The following is a 14,132-nucleotide window of genomic DNA, read 5'->3' on the forward strand; positions in this document are numbered from 1 at the left end:
AACGTGTAGGTGCGCGCCGGTGCACTTACCCCTAGATCCCAGATCAGCTCCCTCCCCTGCAAGCAAGGGGAGGAGCCGGAAATCAGACCTTCGGGCTTTCCTGCAGCACGCCGTTGTGCAGCACCAGGGTGCGGTCCATCCGCGCCGCCAGGCGGGTGTCGTGGGTGACCAGGATGAAACTGGTGCCGATCTCGCGGTTGAGTTCCAGCATCAGCGCATAGACCTGCGCGGCATTGCCTTCATCGAGATTGCCGGTGGGCTCGTCGCCGAGCACGCAGGCCGGCCGGGTCACCAGCGCGCGCGCCACTGCGCAACGCTGGCGTTCGCCGCCGGATAGTTCCGACGGCTTGTGATGCGTGCGGCCACCCAGGCCTACCCGCTCCAGCAAGGCCACGGCCTGCTGTTGTGCCTCGCCGATCGCGGTGCCGCGGATCAGCAGTGGCATGCACACGTTCTCCAACGCGGTGAACTCGGGCAACAGGTGGTGAAACTGGTAGATGAAACCAAGCGAGCGGTTGCGTACGCGGCCGCGTTCGGCGTCGGAAAGTTTCGACAGCACGCGGCCGTCCACTTCCACTTCGCCGGCGGTCAGCGTGTCGAGGCCGCCGAGAATATGCAGCAACGTGCTCTTGCCCGAACCGGAGGCGCCGACGATCGCCATCGTCTCGCCGCGCTTCAGGGCGAAGCTGACGTCGCTCAGCACGTCGGTGCGCAGGCCGCCTTCGTCGTAGGTCTTGGCAACGTGGCTGGCACGCAGCACGTTTTCGTTCGACGGCATCGTGGCGCTCTCTTTCCTGGTGGTCTCATTCATAGCGCAGCGCCTGAGCCGGCTGCGTGCGCGAGGCGCGCCACGCGGGATAAAGGGTGGCCAGCAGCGAGAAGGTGAAGGTCAGCAGCGCCACCCAGCCCACGTCGTGCCAGTCCAGCCGGCTCGGCACCTCGCTGATGTAGTAGACGTCCGGCGACAGGAAGGTGACGTGGAACGTGTGCTCGATCCACTTGATGATGCCGGGCAGCTTCCACGACAGCAGCGAGCCCAAGCCCACACCGAACCCGATCCCGACGAAGCCCACCAGCACGCCTTGCACCATGAACATGCCCATGATGCTGCGCGGCGTGGCGCCGAGCGTGCGCAGGATCGCGATGTCGGCCTGCTTGTCGGTGACCAGCATCATCAGCATCGAGATCAGGTTGATCACCGCGACCAGGATGATCAGCGAGAGGATGATGAACATCACCATCTTTTCCATCGACAGCGCCGCGAACAGGTTCGCGTTGGTATCCATCCAGGTCTGCACCCGGTAGACCTGGCCCAGCTGATCGGCCAGCTCGGTGGCGACCGGCCGCGCATTGAACAGATCGTCCAGGCGCAAGCGGATGCCGGTGGGGCCGCTCAGATCGTTGAGTTTCTCGGCGTCGCTGATGTTGACCAGGGCCAGGCCGGAATCGAACTGCTCCATGCCCAGTTCGAACGTGCCGACCACATGGAAACTGCGCATCTTCGGAAAGCTGCCCATCGGCGTGGCGCGCAGTTGCTGCACCGCCATCGTCACCCGGTCACCGACACCGACCCCGAGCGTCATCGCCAGCTCCCTGCCCAGCACGATATTCCAGCTGTCCGGGGTCAACGCGTCGAGCCTGCCCTCGAGCATGTGCTTGCTGATGTCGACGACTTTCGGCTCCTGCGCCGGCTCGATGCCGCGCACCATCGCTCCGCTGGAACGGCGGGCCAGCAACATCGCTTCGGATTCGACGTACGGCGCGGCGCCCAGCACGTGCGGATTCGCTTCGGCCAGCTTCAGCGCGCGCGGCCAGTCCTGCACGCTTTCGCCGATACCGGCGACGGTCGCATGCGAGATCGCGCCGAGAATGCGCGAACGCATCTGGTAGTCGAAACCGTTCATCACCGACATCACCGTGATCAGCGCGATCACGCTGATCGCGATGCACACGATCGATACGGTGGAAATGAAGGAGATGAACTGGTTGCGCCGCTTGGCGCGGGTGTAGCGCAGGCCGATGAAGAGTTCTAGCGGTCGGAACATGGGCGGGTCGCTTGTGGGGATCGCAGGGCGGGCCGCCCGGTCGTCCATTATCAGGTATTCGATCGGACCGCGCTGCGGCGGCGAAGTTGCCGGTGGCGCGGGGTATCGGGGTCAGAGCTGCGGCACGGCGCCGTCTGGCTGCATCGTCGCCAGCCGCATGCGCAGGCGGCGGCGGATATCGGCGTCGCTGTTGTCCGGCGCCAACAGCAATACTTGCACGCCGCGGTCCACAGTTTGCAGACGCAGCAGTATGAAGACGCCGAACACGCGGAATGAGGCCAGCGTGGCCCGCACGTCTTCATGGTCTTTCAGGCGCAGCGTCCAGTCGTTGTCGGCGCTCCAACCTGCAGCGACCACCGGCACAGTTGCAAGGCGGCGCACTGACAGCCGTGTCGCCAGCACCACGGCGGCGCCAAGCGGCAACTTCAGCCATGGCGCCAGCCCGCTCAACGCCACCGCCAGCACGGCCACGGTGGCCACGGCGATCAGCACTCCCCGCAGCAGTCGCGATGGCCGATATTCAAAGCCGATGGCGGGTGCGGATGTCATCGATGATCGCCTGCCAGTCCGCCCGCGCGGGACGCGCGTGGCCCATCACCCAATCCCACAGATCCGGATCCTGCGCGTCGAGCAGTTCGTCGAACGCCTGCTGCTGCGCTTCATCCGCACTGGCGAAGCACTCGTCCAGCCAGCCGCCGAACAAGGCATCCAGCTCACGGGTACCGCGGCGGGCGCGCCAGCGCAGGCGTTTGAGACGGGCGGCTTCAGCTTCCATAAGATCAAATCGCGCCAAGCGCGTCCTTTGCTTCCTCTCCCCTCTGGGCGACTTTGGAGTCCCCTTGCGGGTGAGAGGATTGAGGTGAGGGGCCAATCTTGCGGGACGCCCTCATCGAAAGATAGCTTCGATCGACTTCCCCGCGAGCACCCGCCCCTCATCCGCCCTGCGGGCACCTTCTCCCCAGAGGGGAGAAGTGATCACGCGCTGCGCCGCTCCACCATCAGCTTCTTGATCTCGGCAATCGCCTTGGCCGGGTTCAGACCCTTCGGGCAGGTGCGTGTGCAGTTCATGATGGTGTGGCACCGGTACAGCTTGAACGGATCTTCAAGATCGTCCAGGCGGGCGCCGGTGGCTTCATCGCGCGAATCCACGATCCAGCGATAAGCCTGCAGCAGGATCGCCGGGCCGAGGTACTTGTCGCCGTTCCACCAGTAGCTCGGGCAGCTGGTCGAGCAGCACGCACACAAGATGCACTCGTACAGGCCATCGAGCTTCTTGCGCTCTTCCGGCGACTGCAGCCGCTCGCGATCCGGTGCCGGGCTCTGCGTGCGGATCCACGGTTTGATCGAGGCGAACTGCGCGTAGAAGTGGGTCAAGTCAGGCACCAGATCCTTCACTACCGGCATGTGCGGCAGCGGATAGATCTTCACGTCGCCGGACGCGCACTCGCTGATCGCGCGGGTGCAGGCCAGCGTGTTGGTGCCGTCGATGTTCATCGCGCACGAACCGCAAATGCCTTCGCGGCAGGAACGGCGCAGCGTCAGCGTGGGATCGATTTCGTTCTTGATCTTCAGCAGCGCGTCCAGAACCATCGGACCGCACGCGGCCAGATCGACCTCGTAGGTGTCCATGCGCGGGTTCTGCCCGTCATCCGGCGACCAGCGATAGATGCGGAAGGTACGCGGCTTCTTCGCATCCTTGGCCGGGTAGTGGCGGCCCGGCTGGATCTTGGAATTCTTCGGTAGCGAAAACTCTGCCATGTGCTGAACCCTTCAACTTTCTGCAGGAGGGCTTGCGCCCCGGCCGTACAACCAATGATGTTGCCGCCACGCTGCGGCCGCAGCCGCACCATGGTCAGTAGACGCGCTTCGCCGGCGGCACGGCCTTGACCTCGTCGGTCATCGGATTCATGTGCACCGGACGGAAGTCGAAGCGCGACTTGCCCGCCTCGTCGACCCACACCAGGGTGTGCTTCATCCAGTTGACGTCGTCGCGCTCCGGGAAGTCCTCGCGCGCATGCGCGCCGCGGCTTTCCGGCCGCTGCTCGGCCGAATGCATGGTCGCCACCGCCTGCACCAGCAGGTTGGACAACTCCAGCGTCTCGATCAGGTCGGAGTTCCACACCAGCGAACGGTCGCTGACACCGACATCCTCGAACATGTCGAACACTTCGGAGATCTTCTGCTTGCCTTCGGCCAGCGTTGTGCCGGTACGGAACACCGCGGCGTCTTTCTGCATCGTGCGCTGCATCGCAGCGCGGATCTTCGCCGTCGGCATGCTGCCCTTGGCGTTACGAAGCGCATCGAAGCGGGCCAGCGACTTGTCCAGCACATTGGTCGGCAGATCCTTGTGCGCCGCACCGGGCTGTATCAGTTCGGCGCAGCGATGCGCCACTGCCCGACCGAACACGACCAGATCGAGCAGCGAGTTGGAACCGAGCCGGTTGCCGCCATGCACGGAGACGCAGGCCGCTTCGCCGATCGCGAACAGGCCCGGCACGATCGCGTCGACATCGTCGCCGCGCTTCTGCACCACTTCGCCGTGATAGTTGGTCGGGATGCCGCCCATGTTGTAGTGCACGGTCGGCAACACCGGGATCGGTTCCTTGGTCACGTCCACGCCGGCAAAGATGCGCGCCGATTCGGCGATACCCGGCAACCGCTCCTGGATGACCTCGGGGCCGAGGTGCATCAGGTTGAGATAGATGTGGTCCTTGTGCTCGCCGACGCCGCGACCCTCGCGGATCTCGATCGTCATCGCGCGGCTGACCACGTCGCGCGAGGCCAGATCCTTCGCGCTGGGCGCATAGCGCTCCATGAAGCGCTCGCCGGCGGAGTTGGTGAGATAGCCACCTTCGCCGCGCACACCCTCGGTGATCAGGCAGCCGGCACCGTAGATGCCGGTCGGATGGAACTGCACGAACTCCATGTCCTGCAGCGCGAGGCCTGCACGCAGCACCATGCCACCGCCGTCGCCGGTGCAGGTATGCGCCGAGGTGGCGCTGAAGTAGGCGCGACCATAACCGCCGGTCGCCAGCACCACGGCCTGGCCGCGGAAGAAATGCAGGGTGCCTTCGTTCATGTCCAGCGCCAGCACGCCGCGGCAGACGCCCTCTTCGTCGAAGATCAAGTCGATCGCGAAGTATTCGATGAAGAACGTGGCATCGTGCGCCAGCGCCTGCTGGTACAGCGTGTGCAGGATCGCGTGGCCGGTGCGGTCGGCCGCGGCGCAGGTGCGCTGCGCGGTGCCCTTGCCGTAATGCGTGGTCATGCCGCCGAACGGGCGCTGGTAGATCTTGCCTTCCTCGGTGCGCGAGAACGGCACGCCGTAGTGCTCCAGCTCGATGATCGCGGCGGGCGCGTTCTTGCACATGTACTCGATCGCGTCCTGGTCGCCGAGCCAGTCGGAACCCTTGATCGTGTCGTAGAAGTGGAAGCGCCAGTCGTCCTCGCCCATGTTGCCCAGCGCGGCGGAAATGCCGCCCTGCGCGGCCACCGTGTGCGAACGGGTGGGGAAGACCTTGGTGATGCAGGCGGCCTTGAGGCCCTTCTCGGCCAGGCCGAAGGTGGCGCGCAGACCCGCGCCACCGGCGCCGACCACGATCACGTCATACAGGTGTTGCTGGACTTTGTAGCTTTCCATGAAACCTTTTCCTCGCGTCTTATGGGGTCAGCGCAATGCGCAGCACGGCGAGCGCGCTTGCCAGCGCGCCCAGTACCGCGAGGAACTTGATCGCCACCAGCAGGACGACTTCCTTCCAGCGGGTATGCACGTAATCCTCGATCACCACCTGCAGGCCCAGCACCGCATGCCAGAACATGGTGAGCGCGAACGCGATCAGCAGCAGGGCGTTCCATGGCTTCGCCACGGCGGCGCGCGCGGTGGCGTAATCGGCATGCAGCAAGCACAGCACGGTGATGACGAACCACACGCCGAGCAGCACCAGCGCGGCGGCCGTCACCCGCTGGCTCCACCAGTGGCCCACACCGGACTGGGATGAACCCAGCCCGCGTGCGATCTTCAATGGGTTGCGCCGATCTTTCACGACGATGTCCTTCGCGCTCATGCCACACCTCCCGCCGTCATGACATAAGCCCATACCAACACGGTGAGCACGATGCTGCCGGCAACCGCCAACCAGCTGGAGCGTACGAACTGGGGAATGTCATAACCGAGGCCGGCATCCTGAATCAGATGCCGGATGCCGTTGCACAGGTGGAAGAACAACGCCCAGCTCCAGCCGATCAGCAGGACCGTGCCGAACGGGCTGCCGATGATGCTCTTGAAACGGTTGAAGCTGTCTTCGCCCGCTGCCAGATTCCACAACCCGCACACCACCAGCAGACTGCCGACAGCCAGCGCGATACCCGTGGCCCGATGCACGATGGAAGTCATCATCTGCACCTGCCACTTGTAGATCTGTAGATGCGGCGAGAGCGGTCGTTGCGTGTCTGCCATGGCGGCTACCCTGAGTGGAATCGCTAATATTCGTGCTGATATCCGTGCCGCATCTACCCCTGTACGCGATCGGCGACGAGCGCCGTTGCGATCGTTCAGAAGTCGATACAGCGCCCGTTCTTTTCCCAGTCGCCGTAGCGGGTGGGATCTGGAGCCGGTCGCTCCACCGGCAACTTGTCCTGTGCCGAGCCCACGGGCACGACGATTGTCTCCGTCGAAACGGAAGCAGGTGTGGACTCGGCTGAGGAGAAGGTATCGGACATGATTTTTTATAAGCCGGCGAAGGTTAATACTTGCGGCAAAGCAGCACAACCTTGACTGAGACACCCTATTGGCGATGACGCTTCCCATATCCGCACTTGCGACGGGTTCCCGTTGCCCCAATCTCCTTGCTCCTATGCCGACATCCTACCCTGCGGAAACCCTGCTGATCGAAGGCCCGGATGCGACGGCGTTTGCGCATGCTCAGTTCAGCAGCAACGTCAATTCGCTCGCCACCGGCCAGTGGCAGTTCAGTGCATGGCTCGACCCGCAGGGACGCGTGCGCGCACTGTTCCATCTGATCCGACTCGCCGACGATCGCTACCTCGTACTGCTGCGCGGCGGCAGCGCCATGGCAATGGCTGAGGCGCTGCGGCGTTTCGTATTCCGCTCGAAACTCACCTTGACCGCGTTGCCACCGCGAGCGTTGAGCACTGGCCCGAGCATGGCGCCAAACATGATCAGCGACGATACGCAAATACTCTCGCTGGGCTGCGGCACGCATAGTCTTCAGATCACCGCGTCGGACATCGGCGACGACGCGTGGCGCTTGCCGCAACTTCGCGCTGGCTGGCCATGGCTGCCGACGCAAATGTTGAACGAACTGCTGCCCGCGGCTTTGTCGCTGCAGCGTCTGCAAGCGGTTGCCATCGACAAGGGCTGCTATCCCGGCCAGGAAATTGTCGCGCGGCTGCACTATCGCGGCGGACATAAGCGGCATCTGCACAGCGTCACATTGTCGCAAGTAGCAAATGCCGGCGACATGTTGCGCGATAGTGATCGTGAAGTCGGCTGCGTGCTCGATGTGGTCACAACGCAAGACAACATCGCGGCACTCGTCGTACTGACGGATGATGTTGTTGCACAAGCACACGAAGGACATCTGGATCCAATCAATGACGGTCTGATGATTCATATCGACACGTCATGGTCGGCATGACGTGATGCTCGTCTTCACAAACAAAATGCAGAATGCGTCGTCGCAATTGTCAACGAATCGTGAGCAGCAGTTAAACTTCTTTCCTTCGGCACTTGCCAGTCGCGAATACCGCCACTAGGCTTCGACGATCGAATATCGCGGCATCCGGAAAACGGGGTGTCGAAGTACGCGACGAACCGGAAGAATCCGAATCGGCGCGACCCGGCAGCAACATCGCCGGATGGCATACGCCTCGCATCCAACGAGCGCGCAGCAGTTGCAGGCAACACGGCCCACCAGGCACGCGCAACGCCCGGCAGCACAACTTCCGATCGGCATAGACCTGCCGCTCGACCCGCCACAATCCCGTGGCAAAGCGCCTGACCACAAGTTTCGGTCATGGCGATAGATCCAGATGGAACGGCCTGCCCGCCCGTCCATCGCAACGGCGCACAAAGCTTGCAGTCTGCTTTGCGCGTACAGCACGTTGGAGGCAGAACCTTGAAACTTTCCATGTTGTTGTGGCTGACGTCATTGATGCCCCAGCCCGTCGCTGACCACGCTTGCCTCGCCACTACCGTCTATCTGGAAGCCCGCAGCGAATCGACCAATGGCCAACTCGCCGTCGCCGAAGTCGCCCTGCGCCGCCGCGACCGCGGCCAATGGGGAAGCACGGTATGCAAAGTGGTTACCGCGCCGCATCAGTTCGCGACAACCACTACGCCCGGCTCGTTCGAGATCACCAGCCTCGAAGCCTTCAGCAAGGCGTGGCAGGTGGCCGGCAGATCGCTCTACAACTGGCAGTTGCCGTTGGCGCAACGCCATATGCTGGTACCTCGCGCCGATCACTTCGCCACAACGGCGATTACACCCGCCTGGTCGCACAACCGTCCCAGTGTGACGATCGGCGAACACGCCTTCTACGCGGTGAACTGATCCACGATTCGCAATCTTGAGTCAATAAAAAAGCCCTCGCATGAGGGCTTTTTTATTTTTGGACGTCCATACATATGGACGTCCATACGGCAAAGTAAAACTCATCGCGGATAGACGTGACCGTCACTGACCACGACATAGTCGCCATTGCGAACGCGCGGATCCTCGCGCTGGGTCACCGTGGCGTACTGGCCATTGTCCAACCGCACATCGATGCGCCACGCCACGTTATTGCCGTCACTGCGCTTGCCGACCTGGTTACCGACGACACCGCCAGCCACCGCACCCACCACGGTAGCCGCCTTGCGGCCATCGCCCTTGCCTACCGTATTGCCCAGCACACCGCCGGCAACCGCACCGATGATCGCGCCTAGCGTGCCGCCATTGCCGCTGCTGCTGTCGGTATAGACCTGCTGTACATCCTGTACTACACCGCATGTCTGGCACCGAACGTTCCGATTGTCGTAGCCACCCTGCTGGCTTTGATAGCCACGATTGTAGTTACCACCGTTGTTGTAAGGCGCAGTCTCGCAACCGCCAAGCGCGAGGCCAGCGGTGACCGCCACGACCAGGGCAAACTTGCTAGTCAGTGCATTCATTTGAGTCACTTCCTTTTCAGCGGTTCGATTCAGCGAGCGTCGGATACTGCCGTCACACCTTCCTGAACCTGCACCCTGTCGCCCGGGTCATGATCCATGCGCACGGTGCGGGTGACTCCGTTGTACACGTAACGTACGTCATAGCCTACGATCTTGCTGCTGGTGTTGTTGACCGTGCTGCACCGACGCTCGACCGAACTGGTCACCTGGGCACGCTGGTGACTGGCCTCGATGCGATTGCCGGCATAACCGCCACCGACCGCACCCGCCACCGTAGCCAGCGTCCTGCCCTTGCCGCCACCGATCTGGTTGCCGAGCAGTCCGCCGGCGATCGCGCCAATGGCTGTGCCGGCGATCTGGTGCTGATCCTTGGGCGGCGCGGTATGTGTCACGGTTTCGTCGTGGCAGACCTCCTGCGGATTGTTCGCCGTCGAGCGCACCGGGTCGACACTGACCACCTGGGCGTACTTCACCGAGGCATCTGCACTGGTACCCGCATCGGCAGCACCATTGGAGGCGCCCGCATCCGCGCTCCGATTGCAAGCCGAAAGGCTTGTCGCGAGTGCCGCCGCGATAGCGATATTGAGTACATTGACCATGAGCCTGTTCATCACCATCCTCTCCTCTGTTTGTCTGCTACGGGTTGGCCGACGCATCTTGCGCCGGCGCAATAATCTGCGACGCCATTGAACCGCTATCCAACTGAATCGGAGCTAGCTAGGAATGCTCTGACCTATTCACTTGGAGAGCCCCCTGCGCTCCTGACATTATCTTCACATCGAAACCGTCGAACTCACTGCCAGTGCACGAAAATAACCCTCCGCCCAAGCTGGTCGACAGCCACGTCCATCTCGATGACGAGGCGTTCGCCGTCGATCGCGACGCAGTGATCGAACGCGCCGGCCAGGCTGGCGTCGAGACGATGATCGTACCGGCCGTCGACGCCGGCAGTTGGCCGCGGATAAAGGCGCTGTGCGCCGATCATGCCGGGCTGCATCCTGCCTTCGGCCTGCATCCGATGTTCCTGCCCCATCATCTCCCCGCGCATGTGGACGCACTGTCTGCATGCTTCGATGGAGGCGGCGCGGTAGCCGTAGGCGAGATCGGCCTGGATTTTCATATGGACGGCCTCGACCACGAACTCCAGCGGTATTACTTCTTGCGTCAACTCGAACTGGCGCGGGAGCGGGAACTGCCGGTGATCGTGCACGCACGCGGCGCGCTGGAAGAGGTAAGCCTGACCTTGCGCCGCACCGGCGGTTTGCGCGGTGTGGTGCACAGCTTTTCCGGCAGCGAGCAGCAGGCTCGGCAATTGTGGGAGATCGGCTTCCACCTCGGCATTGGCGGCCCGGTGACCTACCCGCGTGCGCAACGGCTGCGCCGCATCGTGGCGCAGATGCCCATCGAATTCCTGCTGCTGGAAAGCGACGCCCCGGACCAACCCGACGCAGCCCATCGCGGTGAACGAAACGAGCCGGCGCGAGTCGCCGAGGTGCTGCGATGCGTCGCCGAATTGCGCGGTGAATCGGCCGCGGACATCGCCGCCGCAACCAGCGCCAATGCGCACCGTTTGTTCGGACTGGTTCGTCGCGACAATTGAGTGCGGTTCTTCAACCACTGCAGTCGCCGCCACTTGCGCAGGCGATTCCGGACTTGCTATCTTTTAGTTCATTGATGAAATATAAGTTGATGAAGTGGCAAAGCTGACGAATTGCATCGCGATGATGGATGAGGGTATCGGCCGGGTGAGCCAGATCATCCCGCAGCTACCCGCAACTGAAGCGCGGCTGAGCCGGCTGATGCTGATGGTCAGCACCAGCCTCGAAGAAGAGCTCGAGTTCAAGCTCAAGCCGCACAAGCTCAACCACAGCGAATTTCTCACGTTGATGGTTCTGTACAGCCGCCCGGACGGCAGCTCGACGCCAGGCGAGCTTTGCGAGTTCGCCTCCCAGGGCGCTACCAACATGACCCGAATCGGGAACGCCCTCGTGAAACGCGGACTGATCACCCGTGGTGCCAGCGAAGAGGATCGCCGCTGCGTGCTGATCCGCATAACCGCAGCCGGCCGGCGTTTCGTGCAGAAGATGCTGCCGCCGATGTTCCCCCGTGTCGCGACCATGTTTGCCGGCTTCAGCGACAACGACAAACGCAACCTCAGCCGTTTGCTGCGCAAGCTGGCGCATAACCTCGACCAGTTGAGCGAAGCCCCCCAGCCATGAAGGAAGCTCCGATGAAGCATGTCTTGCTACGCGGCCGCACGGTGCTGGCCGCGGCGACCCTGCTTGCGCTGGCTGCCTGCGCCAGCACGCCGAACAAACTTGGCTCGCCGACGTTGCGCGACGACGTGCCCCTGGCCGGCCTGCAGGCGCCCACCCGCCCCGGCTGGCCCGCAGCATCGTGGTGGCGCCAGTACGGCGATCCGCAGTTGGATGGGTTGATGGACCAGGCGATGCAGCAGTCGCCGGATCTCGCACTGGCGCAGAGCCGCGTGCAGGACGCCGACCAGTCCGCGCGGCTTGCCGCGGCGCAGCTGGGGCTGTCGCTCAACGGCAATGCGCAGGTATCGCGCACGCGCATGAGCGATCACGGATTGATCCCGAGCAAATTCCTCGGCTTCTCCTGGTACAACCAGGCCGACCTCGGCGTGCAACTGCAATACGACTTCGACTGGTGGGGCAAGAAGCGCGCGACGGTGGAGGCCGCGCTGGACCAGGCGCATGCCGCCGAGGCACAACGCAGCGCTGCCGCGCTGGCGATCCAGTACGCCGTCGCCGACACCTACTTCGGCTGGCAGGCCGATCAGGCACGCCTGCAACTGACTGATCAACTGCTTGCCACCCAGCAGCAGCTCGTGCACATCGCTGGATTGCGCGTACGGCAAGGTGTCGACCTGCCGGACGAAGCACAGAAAGCCCGGGCGCAGCTGGCAGCGGTGCGCGAAATGCGCGTGGCGCTCGACGGTTCGGCGAAGATCCGCCGCGCCGCACTCGCCTCGCTGCTCGGCGTCGCACCGGCACAATTGCCGCCACTCGAGGCTCGCCAGCTGCCCATGGTTGAACGCGGCGTACCGGCCCAGGCCGGGCTGGACCTGATCGCCCGCCGCCCGGACATCGCCGCCAGCCGCTGGCAGGTCGAGGCTGCGCTGAAGCAGACCGATGCTGCGCGTGCCGAGTTCTTTCCCGACATCAGCATCACCGCGTTGGCCGGCCTTTCCAGCATCGACATGGGCAAGCTGCTCACCGCCGGCAGCCGCACGTTCGCACTGACCCCGGCGCTGCACCTGCCGATCTTCAACAGCGGTGCACTCGAGGCCAATTACGGTCTGAGCAGGGCACAGCTCGGCGCGGCGGTGGCGCAGTACGACAGCACGGTGCTGACCGCCGCGCGCGAAGTGGCCACGCAGGCTTTGGGTGCCGAGCAGATCGCTGCCCGCCAGCACGAACAGCAAGCTCAGCTCGATGCCGACCAGCAGCTGCTTGCGAACGCGCAAGCGCGTGTGCATCAAGGTGTGCGCGATGTCCGCGAAAGCCTGGGCGCGCAGGCCGAACTGCTGCAGCAACGCGATGCCGCGGCCCAGTTGCAGGCGCAGGCATTGAGCACGGATCTCGCCTTGATCAAGGCTCTCGGCGGCGGCTATCGCGACAACGCGCAGGCCGCTGCCAGCACCGAATCATCTCCCTCTTCTGTTACCACCGGAGTCGCCGACCATGAGCGCCACTGAGTCCGACAAGTCGTCCGTCGACGCCAACGACAACGGCATGGCCGCCAAAGATCCGGCCAAGCGCCGACGCGTACTGCTGATCGTCGCCAGCGCGTTCATCCTCGCCGGACTGATCTGGTTTCTGCTGTGGCTGTTCGTGTTTTCCACCCGCGTGAAAACCGACAACGCCTACGTCGGCGGCAACCAGGTGGCGATCTCGGCGCAGGTGCCGGGCACGGTGGTGGCGATCCTCGCCGACGACACTCAGCACGTCGACGCCGGCCAGATGCTGGTGAAACTGGACAGCACCGATGCCGATACGCGCCTGCAGCAGGCGCGCAGCGCGCTGGCCCAGGCAGTGCGCAGCGTGCGCCAGCAGACCAGCTCCGCCAGCAGCGCGGATGCCCAGGTGGTCAACGCCAGGCTCGCCCTGAAGAAGGCGGAGGCCGACCTGAAGCGCCGGTTGCCCTTGATCGCCGCGCAGGCCGAGTCGCCCGAAATCGTGCAACACATGCGCGATGGCGTCGACCAGGCGCAGGCCTCCGTATCCGCCGCCGAGTCGCAATCGGCCGCTGCGCATGCCGCGGTCGAAGGCTCCGATGTGGCGCAGAATCCGGTGGTGTTGCAGGCCCGGGCGAATTTCCGCGCCGCCTGGGTCGCGGCCCAGCGCAACGCGATCTATGCGCCGGTGTCCGGCTATGTCGCCGAACGCAGCGTGCAACTAGGCAACAGCGTGGCGGCCGGCCAGCAGCTGATGACCGTGGTGCCGCTGCATGACTTGTGGATCGACGCGAACTTCAAGGAAAGCCAGCTGCGGCACATCCGCATCGGCCAGCCAGTCACGGTGACCTCCGATCTGTACGGCAGCGATGCGGAATACCAAGGCAAGGTAATCGGCCTCGGCGCCGGCACCGGCAGCGTGTTCTCGCTGCTGCCCGCGCAGAACGCCACCGGGAACTGGATCAAGGTGGTGCAGCGGGTACCGGTGCGCATCGCGCTGGACAACCAGGCGCTGGACAAGCATCCGCTGCGCATCGGCCTGTCCGCCGACGTGACCGTGGATATCCGCGACGACAAGGGCAGCGTGCTGGCCAACACGCCCGCGCAACAGCCGGTGGCACAAACCACGGTGTACGACCAGATGGCCAGCAAGGCGGATGCAGAGGCCGACCGGATCATCAGCGCCAACCTGCCCCACACCGCTGCCGCCAACTGA

18 protein-coding genes are annotated in these 14,132 nt (G+C 63.9%); 6 read left to right on the forward strand and 12 right to left on the reverse strand.

Annotated elements, in window-relative coordinates; translation table 11 throughout:
* Positions 1-82: 82 nt before the first annotated feature.
* From lolD to BUA26_RS20660, 9 genes are all read right to left on the reverse strand, one after another.
* Positions 83-811: a lipoprotein-releasing ABC transporter ATP-binding protein LolD gene (lolD, locus tag BUA26_RS01125; protein WP_255368112.1), complete on the reverse strand. Its 729-nt coding sequence runs from the start codon at positions 809-811 to the stop codon at positions 83-85.
* Positions 804-2,045, reverse strand: a complete 1,242-nt coding sequence (locus tag BUA26_RS01130; protein WP_072757139.1) for a lipoprotein-releasing ABC transporter permease subunit — start codon at positions 2,043-2,045, stop codon at positions 804-806. Before BUA26_RS01130 ends, lolD begins: the two co-directional genes overlap by 8 nt.
* Positions 2,046-2,156: 111 nt before the next feature.
* Positions 2,157-2,594 (reverse strand): protein YgfX, encoded by a 438-nt coding sequence (locus BUA26_RS01135; RefSeq protein ID WP_072757141.1) that lies wholly within the window; start codon positions 2,592-2,594, stop codon positions 2,157-2,159.
* Entirely contained in the window at positions 2,566-2,820 is a 255-nt protein-coding gene (locus BUA26_RS01140) for an FAD assembly factor SdhE (RefSeq protein WP_072757143.1), read from the reverse strand. The genes BUA26_RS01135 and BUA26_RS01140 overlap by 29 nt, the downstream gene beginning before the upstream one ends.
* Positions 2,821-3,020: 200 nt before the next feature.
* On the reverse strand, positions 3,021-3,803 hold the full coding sequence (locus BUA26_RS01145; RefSeq protein WP_072757145.1) for a succinate dehydrogenase iron-sulfur subunit: 783 nt from the start codon (positions 3,801-3,803) through the stop codon (positions 3,021-3,023).
* 94 nt (positions 3,804-3,897) lie between these two features.
* Positions 3,898-5,685, reverse strand: coding sequence for a succinate dehydrogenase flavoprotein subunit (sdhA, locus tag BUA26_RS01150; RefSeq protein WP_072757147.1), 1,788 nt, complete (start codon positions 5,683-5,685; stop codon positions 3,898-3,900).
* A 19-nt stretch (positions 5,686-5,704) separates the two neighbouring features.
* Positions 5,705-6,109, reverse strand: a complete 405-nt coding sequence (gene sdhD, locus BUA26_RS01155) for a succinate dehydrogenase, hydrophobic membrane anchor protein (RefSeq protein ID WP_072757148.1) — start codon at positions 6,107-6,109, stop codon at positions 5,705-5,707.
* Positions 6,106-6,501: a succinate dehydrogenase, cytochrome b556 subunit gene (gene sdhC, locus BUA26_RS01160; protein ID WP_072757150.1), complete on the reverse strand. Its 396-nt coding sequence runs from the start codon at positions 6,499-6,501 to the stop codon at positions 6,106-6,108. Before sdhC ends, sdhD begins: the two co-directional genes overlap by 4 nt.
* A 95-nt stretch (positions 6,502-6,596) precedes the next feature.
* Complete coding sequence (locus BUA26_RS20660; protein WP_255368113.1) at positions 6,597-6,701, reverse strand: DUF1674 domain-containing protein; 105 nt, start codon at positions 6,699-6,701, stop codon at positions 6,597-6,599.
* 137 nt (positions 6,702-6,838) lie between these two features.
* Between BUA26_RS20660 and BUA26_RS01170 the strand changes: the two genes are divergently transcribed.
* The gene (locus BUA26_RS01170) at positions 6,839-7,702 is read left to right on the forward strand and encodes a CAF17-like 4Fe-4S cluster assembly/insertion protein YgfZ (protein ID WP_255368225.1); all 864 of its coding nucleotides are present in this window, start codon (positions 6,839-6,841) and stop codon (positions 7,700-7,702) included.
* A 14-nt stretch (positions 7,703-7,716) separates the two neighbouring features.
* Here the strand turns inward: BUA26_RS01170 and BUA26_RS19970 are convergent, their stop codons facing one another.
* On the reverse strand, positions 7,717-8,082 hold the full coding sequence (locus tag BUA26_RS19970) for a hypothetical protein (RefSeq protein WP_143154136.1): 366 nt from the start codon (positions 8,080-8,082) through the stop codon (positions 7,717-7,719).
* A 112-nt stretch (positions 8,083-8,194) separates the two neighbouring features.
* On the opposite strand from BUA26_RS19970, the gene BUA26_RS01175 reads away from it, so the two are divergent.
* On the forward strand, positions 8,195-8,617 hold the full coding sequence (locus tag BUA26_RS01175; RefSeq protein ID WP_072757156.1) for a cell wall hydrolase: 423 nt from the start codon (positions 8,195-8,197) through the stop codon (positions 8,615-8,617).
* 101 nt (positions 8,618-8,718) lie between these two features.
* Here BUA26_RS01175 and BUA26_RS01180 read toward each other — a convergent pair whose 3' ends face one another.
* Both BUA26_RS01180 and BUA26_RS01185 read right to left on the reverse strand, forming a co-directional pair.
* Positions 8,719-9,216 (reverse strand): outer membrane lipoprotein, encoded by a 498-nt coding sequence (locus BUA26_RS01180; RefSeq protein WP_072757158.1) that lies wholly within the window; start codon positions 9,214-9,216, stop codon positions 8,719-8,721.
* 29 nt (positions 9,217-9,245) lie between these two features.
* Positions 9,246-9,827 carry a glycine zipper 2TM domain-containing protein gene (locus BUA26_RS01185; RefSeq protein ID WP_072757160.1) on the reverse strand — a complete coding sequence of 194 codons (582 nt, stop codon included), beginning with the start codon at positions 9,825-9,827 and terminating at the stop codon, positions 9,246-9,248.
* A gap of 191 nt (positions 9,828-10,018) precedes the next feature.
* Here BUA26_RS01185 and BUA26_RS01190 point away from each other — a divergent pair, with 191 nt between their 5' ends.
* From BUA26_RS01190 to BUA26_RS01205, 4 genes are all read left to right on the forward strand, one after another.
* Positions 10,019-10,816 (forward strand): TatD family hydrolase, encoded by a 798-nt coding sequence (locus tag BUA26_RS01190; RefSeq protein ID WP_072757162.1) that lies wholly within the window; start codon positions 10,019-10,021, stop codon positions 10,814-10,816.
* Positions 10,817-10,910: 94 nt separating this feature from the next.
* Positions 10,911-11,435 carry a MarR family winged helix-turn-helix transcriptional regulator gene (locus BUA26_RS01195; protein ID WP_072757163.1) on the forward strand — a complete coding sequence of 175 codons (525 nt, stop codon included), beginning with the start codon at positions 10,911-10,913 and terminating at the stop codon, positions 11,433-11,435.
* An 11-nt stretch (positions 11,436-11,446) separates the two neighbouring features.
* The gene (locus BUA26_RS01200; RefSeq protein ID WP_072759915.1) at positions 11,447-12,937 is read left to right on the forward strand and encodes an efflux transporter outer membrane subunit; all 1,491 of its coding nucleotides are present in this window, start codon (positions 11,447-11,449) and stop codon (positions 12,935-12,937) included.
* Positions 12,924-14,132, forward strand: a complete 1,209-nt coding sequence (locus tag BUA26_RS01205) for an HlyD/EmrA/EmrK family protein (protein WP_072757165.1) — start codon at positions 12,924-12,926, stop codon at positions 14,130-14,132. The genes BUA26_RS01200 and BUA26_RS01205 overlap by 14 nt, the downstream gene beginning before the upstream one ends.

Source organism: Rhodanobacter sp. OK091 (assembly GCF_900142825.1).
Classification (GTDB): Bacteria; Pseudomonadota; Gammaproteobacteria; order Xanthomonadales; family Rhodanobacteraceae; genus Rhodanobacter.

What these genes read in the sequence shown, in the direction of transcription:
- lolD (WP_255368112.1), bottom strand. Translation starts at nt 811, where the DNA reads ATGAATGAGACCACCAGGAAAGAGAGCGCCACGATGCCGTCGAACGAA.
- BUA26_RS01130 (WP_072757139.1), bottom strand. Translation starts at nt 2,045, where the DNA reads ATGTTCCGACCGCTAGAACTCTTCATCGGCCTGCGCTACACCCGCGCC.
- BUA26_RS01135 (WP_072757141.1), bottom strand. Translation starts at nt 2,594, where the DNA reads ATGACATCCGCACCCGCCATCGGCTTTGAATATCGGCCATCGCGACTG.
- BUA26_RS01140 (WP_072757143.1), bottom strand. Translation starts at nt 2,820, where the DNA reads ATGGAAGCTGAAGCCGCCCGTCTCAAACGCCTGCGCTGGCGCGCCCGC.
- BUA26_RS01145 (WP_072757145.1), bottom strand. Translation starts at nt 3,803, where the DNA reads ATGGCAGAGTTTTCGCTACCGAAGAATTCCAAGATCCAGCCGGGCCGC.
- sdhA (WP_072757147.1), bottom strand. Translation starts at nt 5,685, where the DNA reads ATGGAAAGCTACAAAGTCCAGCAACACCTGTATGACGTGATCGTGGTC.
- sdhD (WP_072757148.1), bottom strand. Translation starts at nt 6,109, where the DNA reads ATGAGCGCGAAGGACATCGTCGTGAAAGATCGGCGCAACCCATTGAAG.
- sdhC (WP_072757150.1), bottom strand. Translation starts at nt 6,501, where the DNA reads ATGGCAGACACGCAACGACCGCTCTCGCCGCATCTACAGATCTACAAG.
- BUA26_RS01170 (WP_255368225.1), top strand. Translation starts at nt 6,839, where the DNA reads ATGACGCTTCCCATATCCGCACTTGCGACGGGTTCCCGTTGCCCCAAT.
- BUA26_RS19970 (WP_143154136.1), bottom strand. Translation starts at nt 8,082, where the DNA reads ATGACCGAAACTTGTGGTCAGGCGCTTTGCCACGGGATTGTGGCGGGT.
- BUA26_RS01175 (WP_072757156.1), top strand. Translation starts at nt 8,195, where the DNA reads ATGTTGTTGTGGCTGACGTCATTGATGCCCCAGCCCGTCGCTGACCAC.
- BUA26_RS01180 (WP_072757158.1), bottom strand. Translation starts at nt 9,216, where the DNA reads ATGAATGCACTGACTAGCAAGTTTGCCCTGGTCGTGGCGGTCACCGCT.
- BUA26_RS01185 (WP_072757160.1), bottom strand. Translation starts at nt 9,827, where the DNA reads ATGAACAGGCTCATGGTCAATGTACTCAATATCGCTATCGCGGCGGCA.
- BUA26_RS01200 (WP_072759915.1), top strand. Translation starts at nt 11,447, where the DNA reads ATGAAGCATGTCTTGCTACGCGGCCGCACGGTGCTGGCCGCGGCGACC.
- BUA26_RS01205 (WP_072757165.1), top strand. Translation starts at nt 12,924, where the DNA reads ATGAGCGCCACTGAGTCCGACAAGTCGTCCGTCGACGCCAACGACAAC.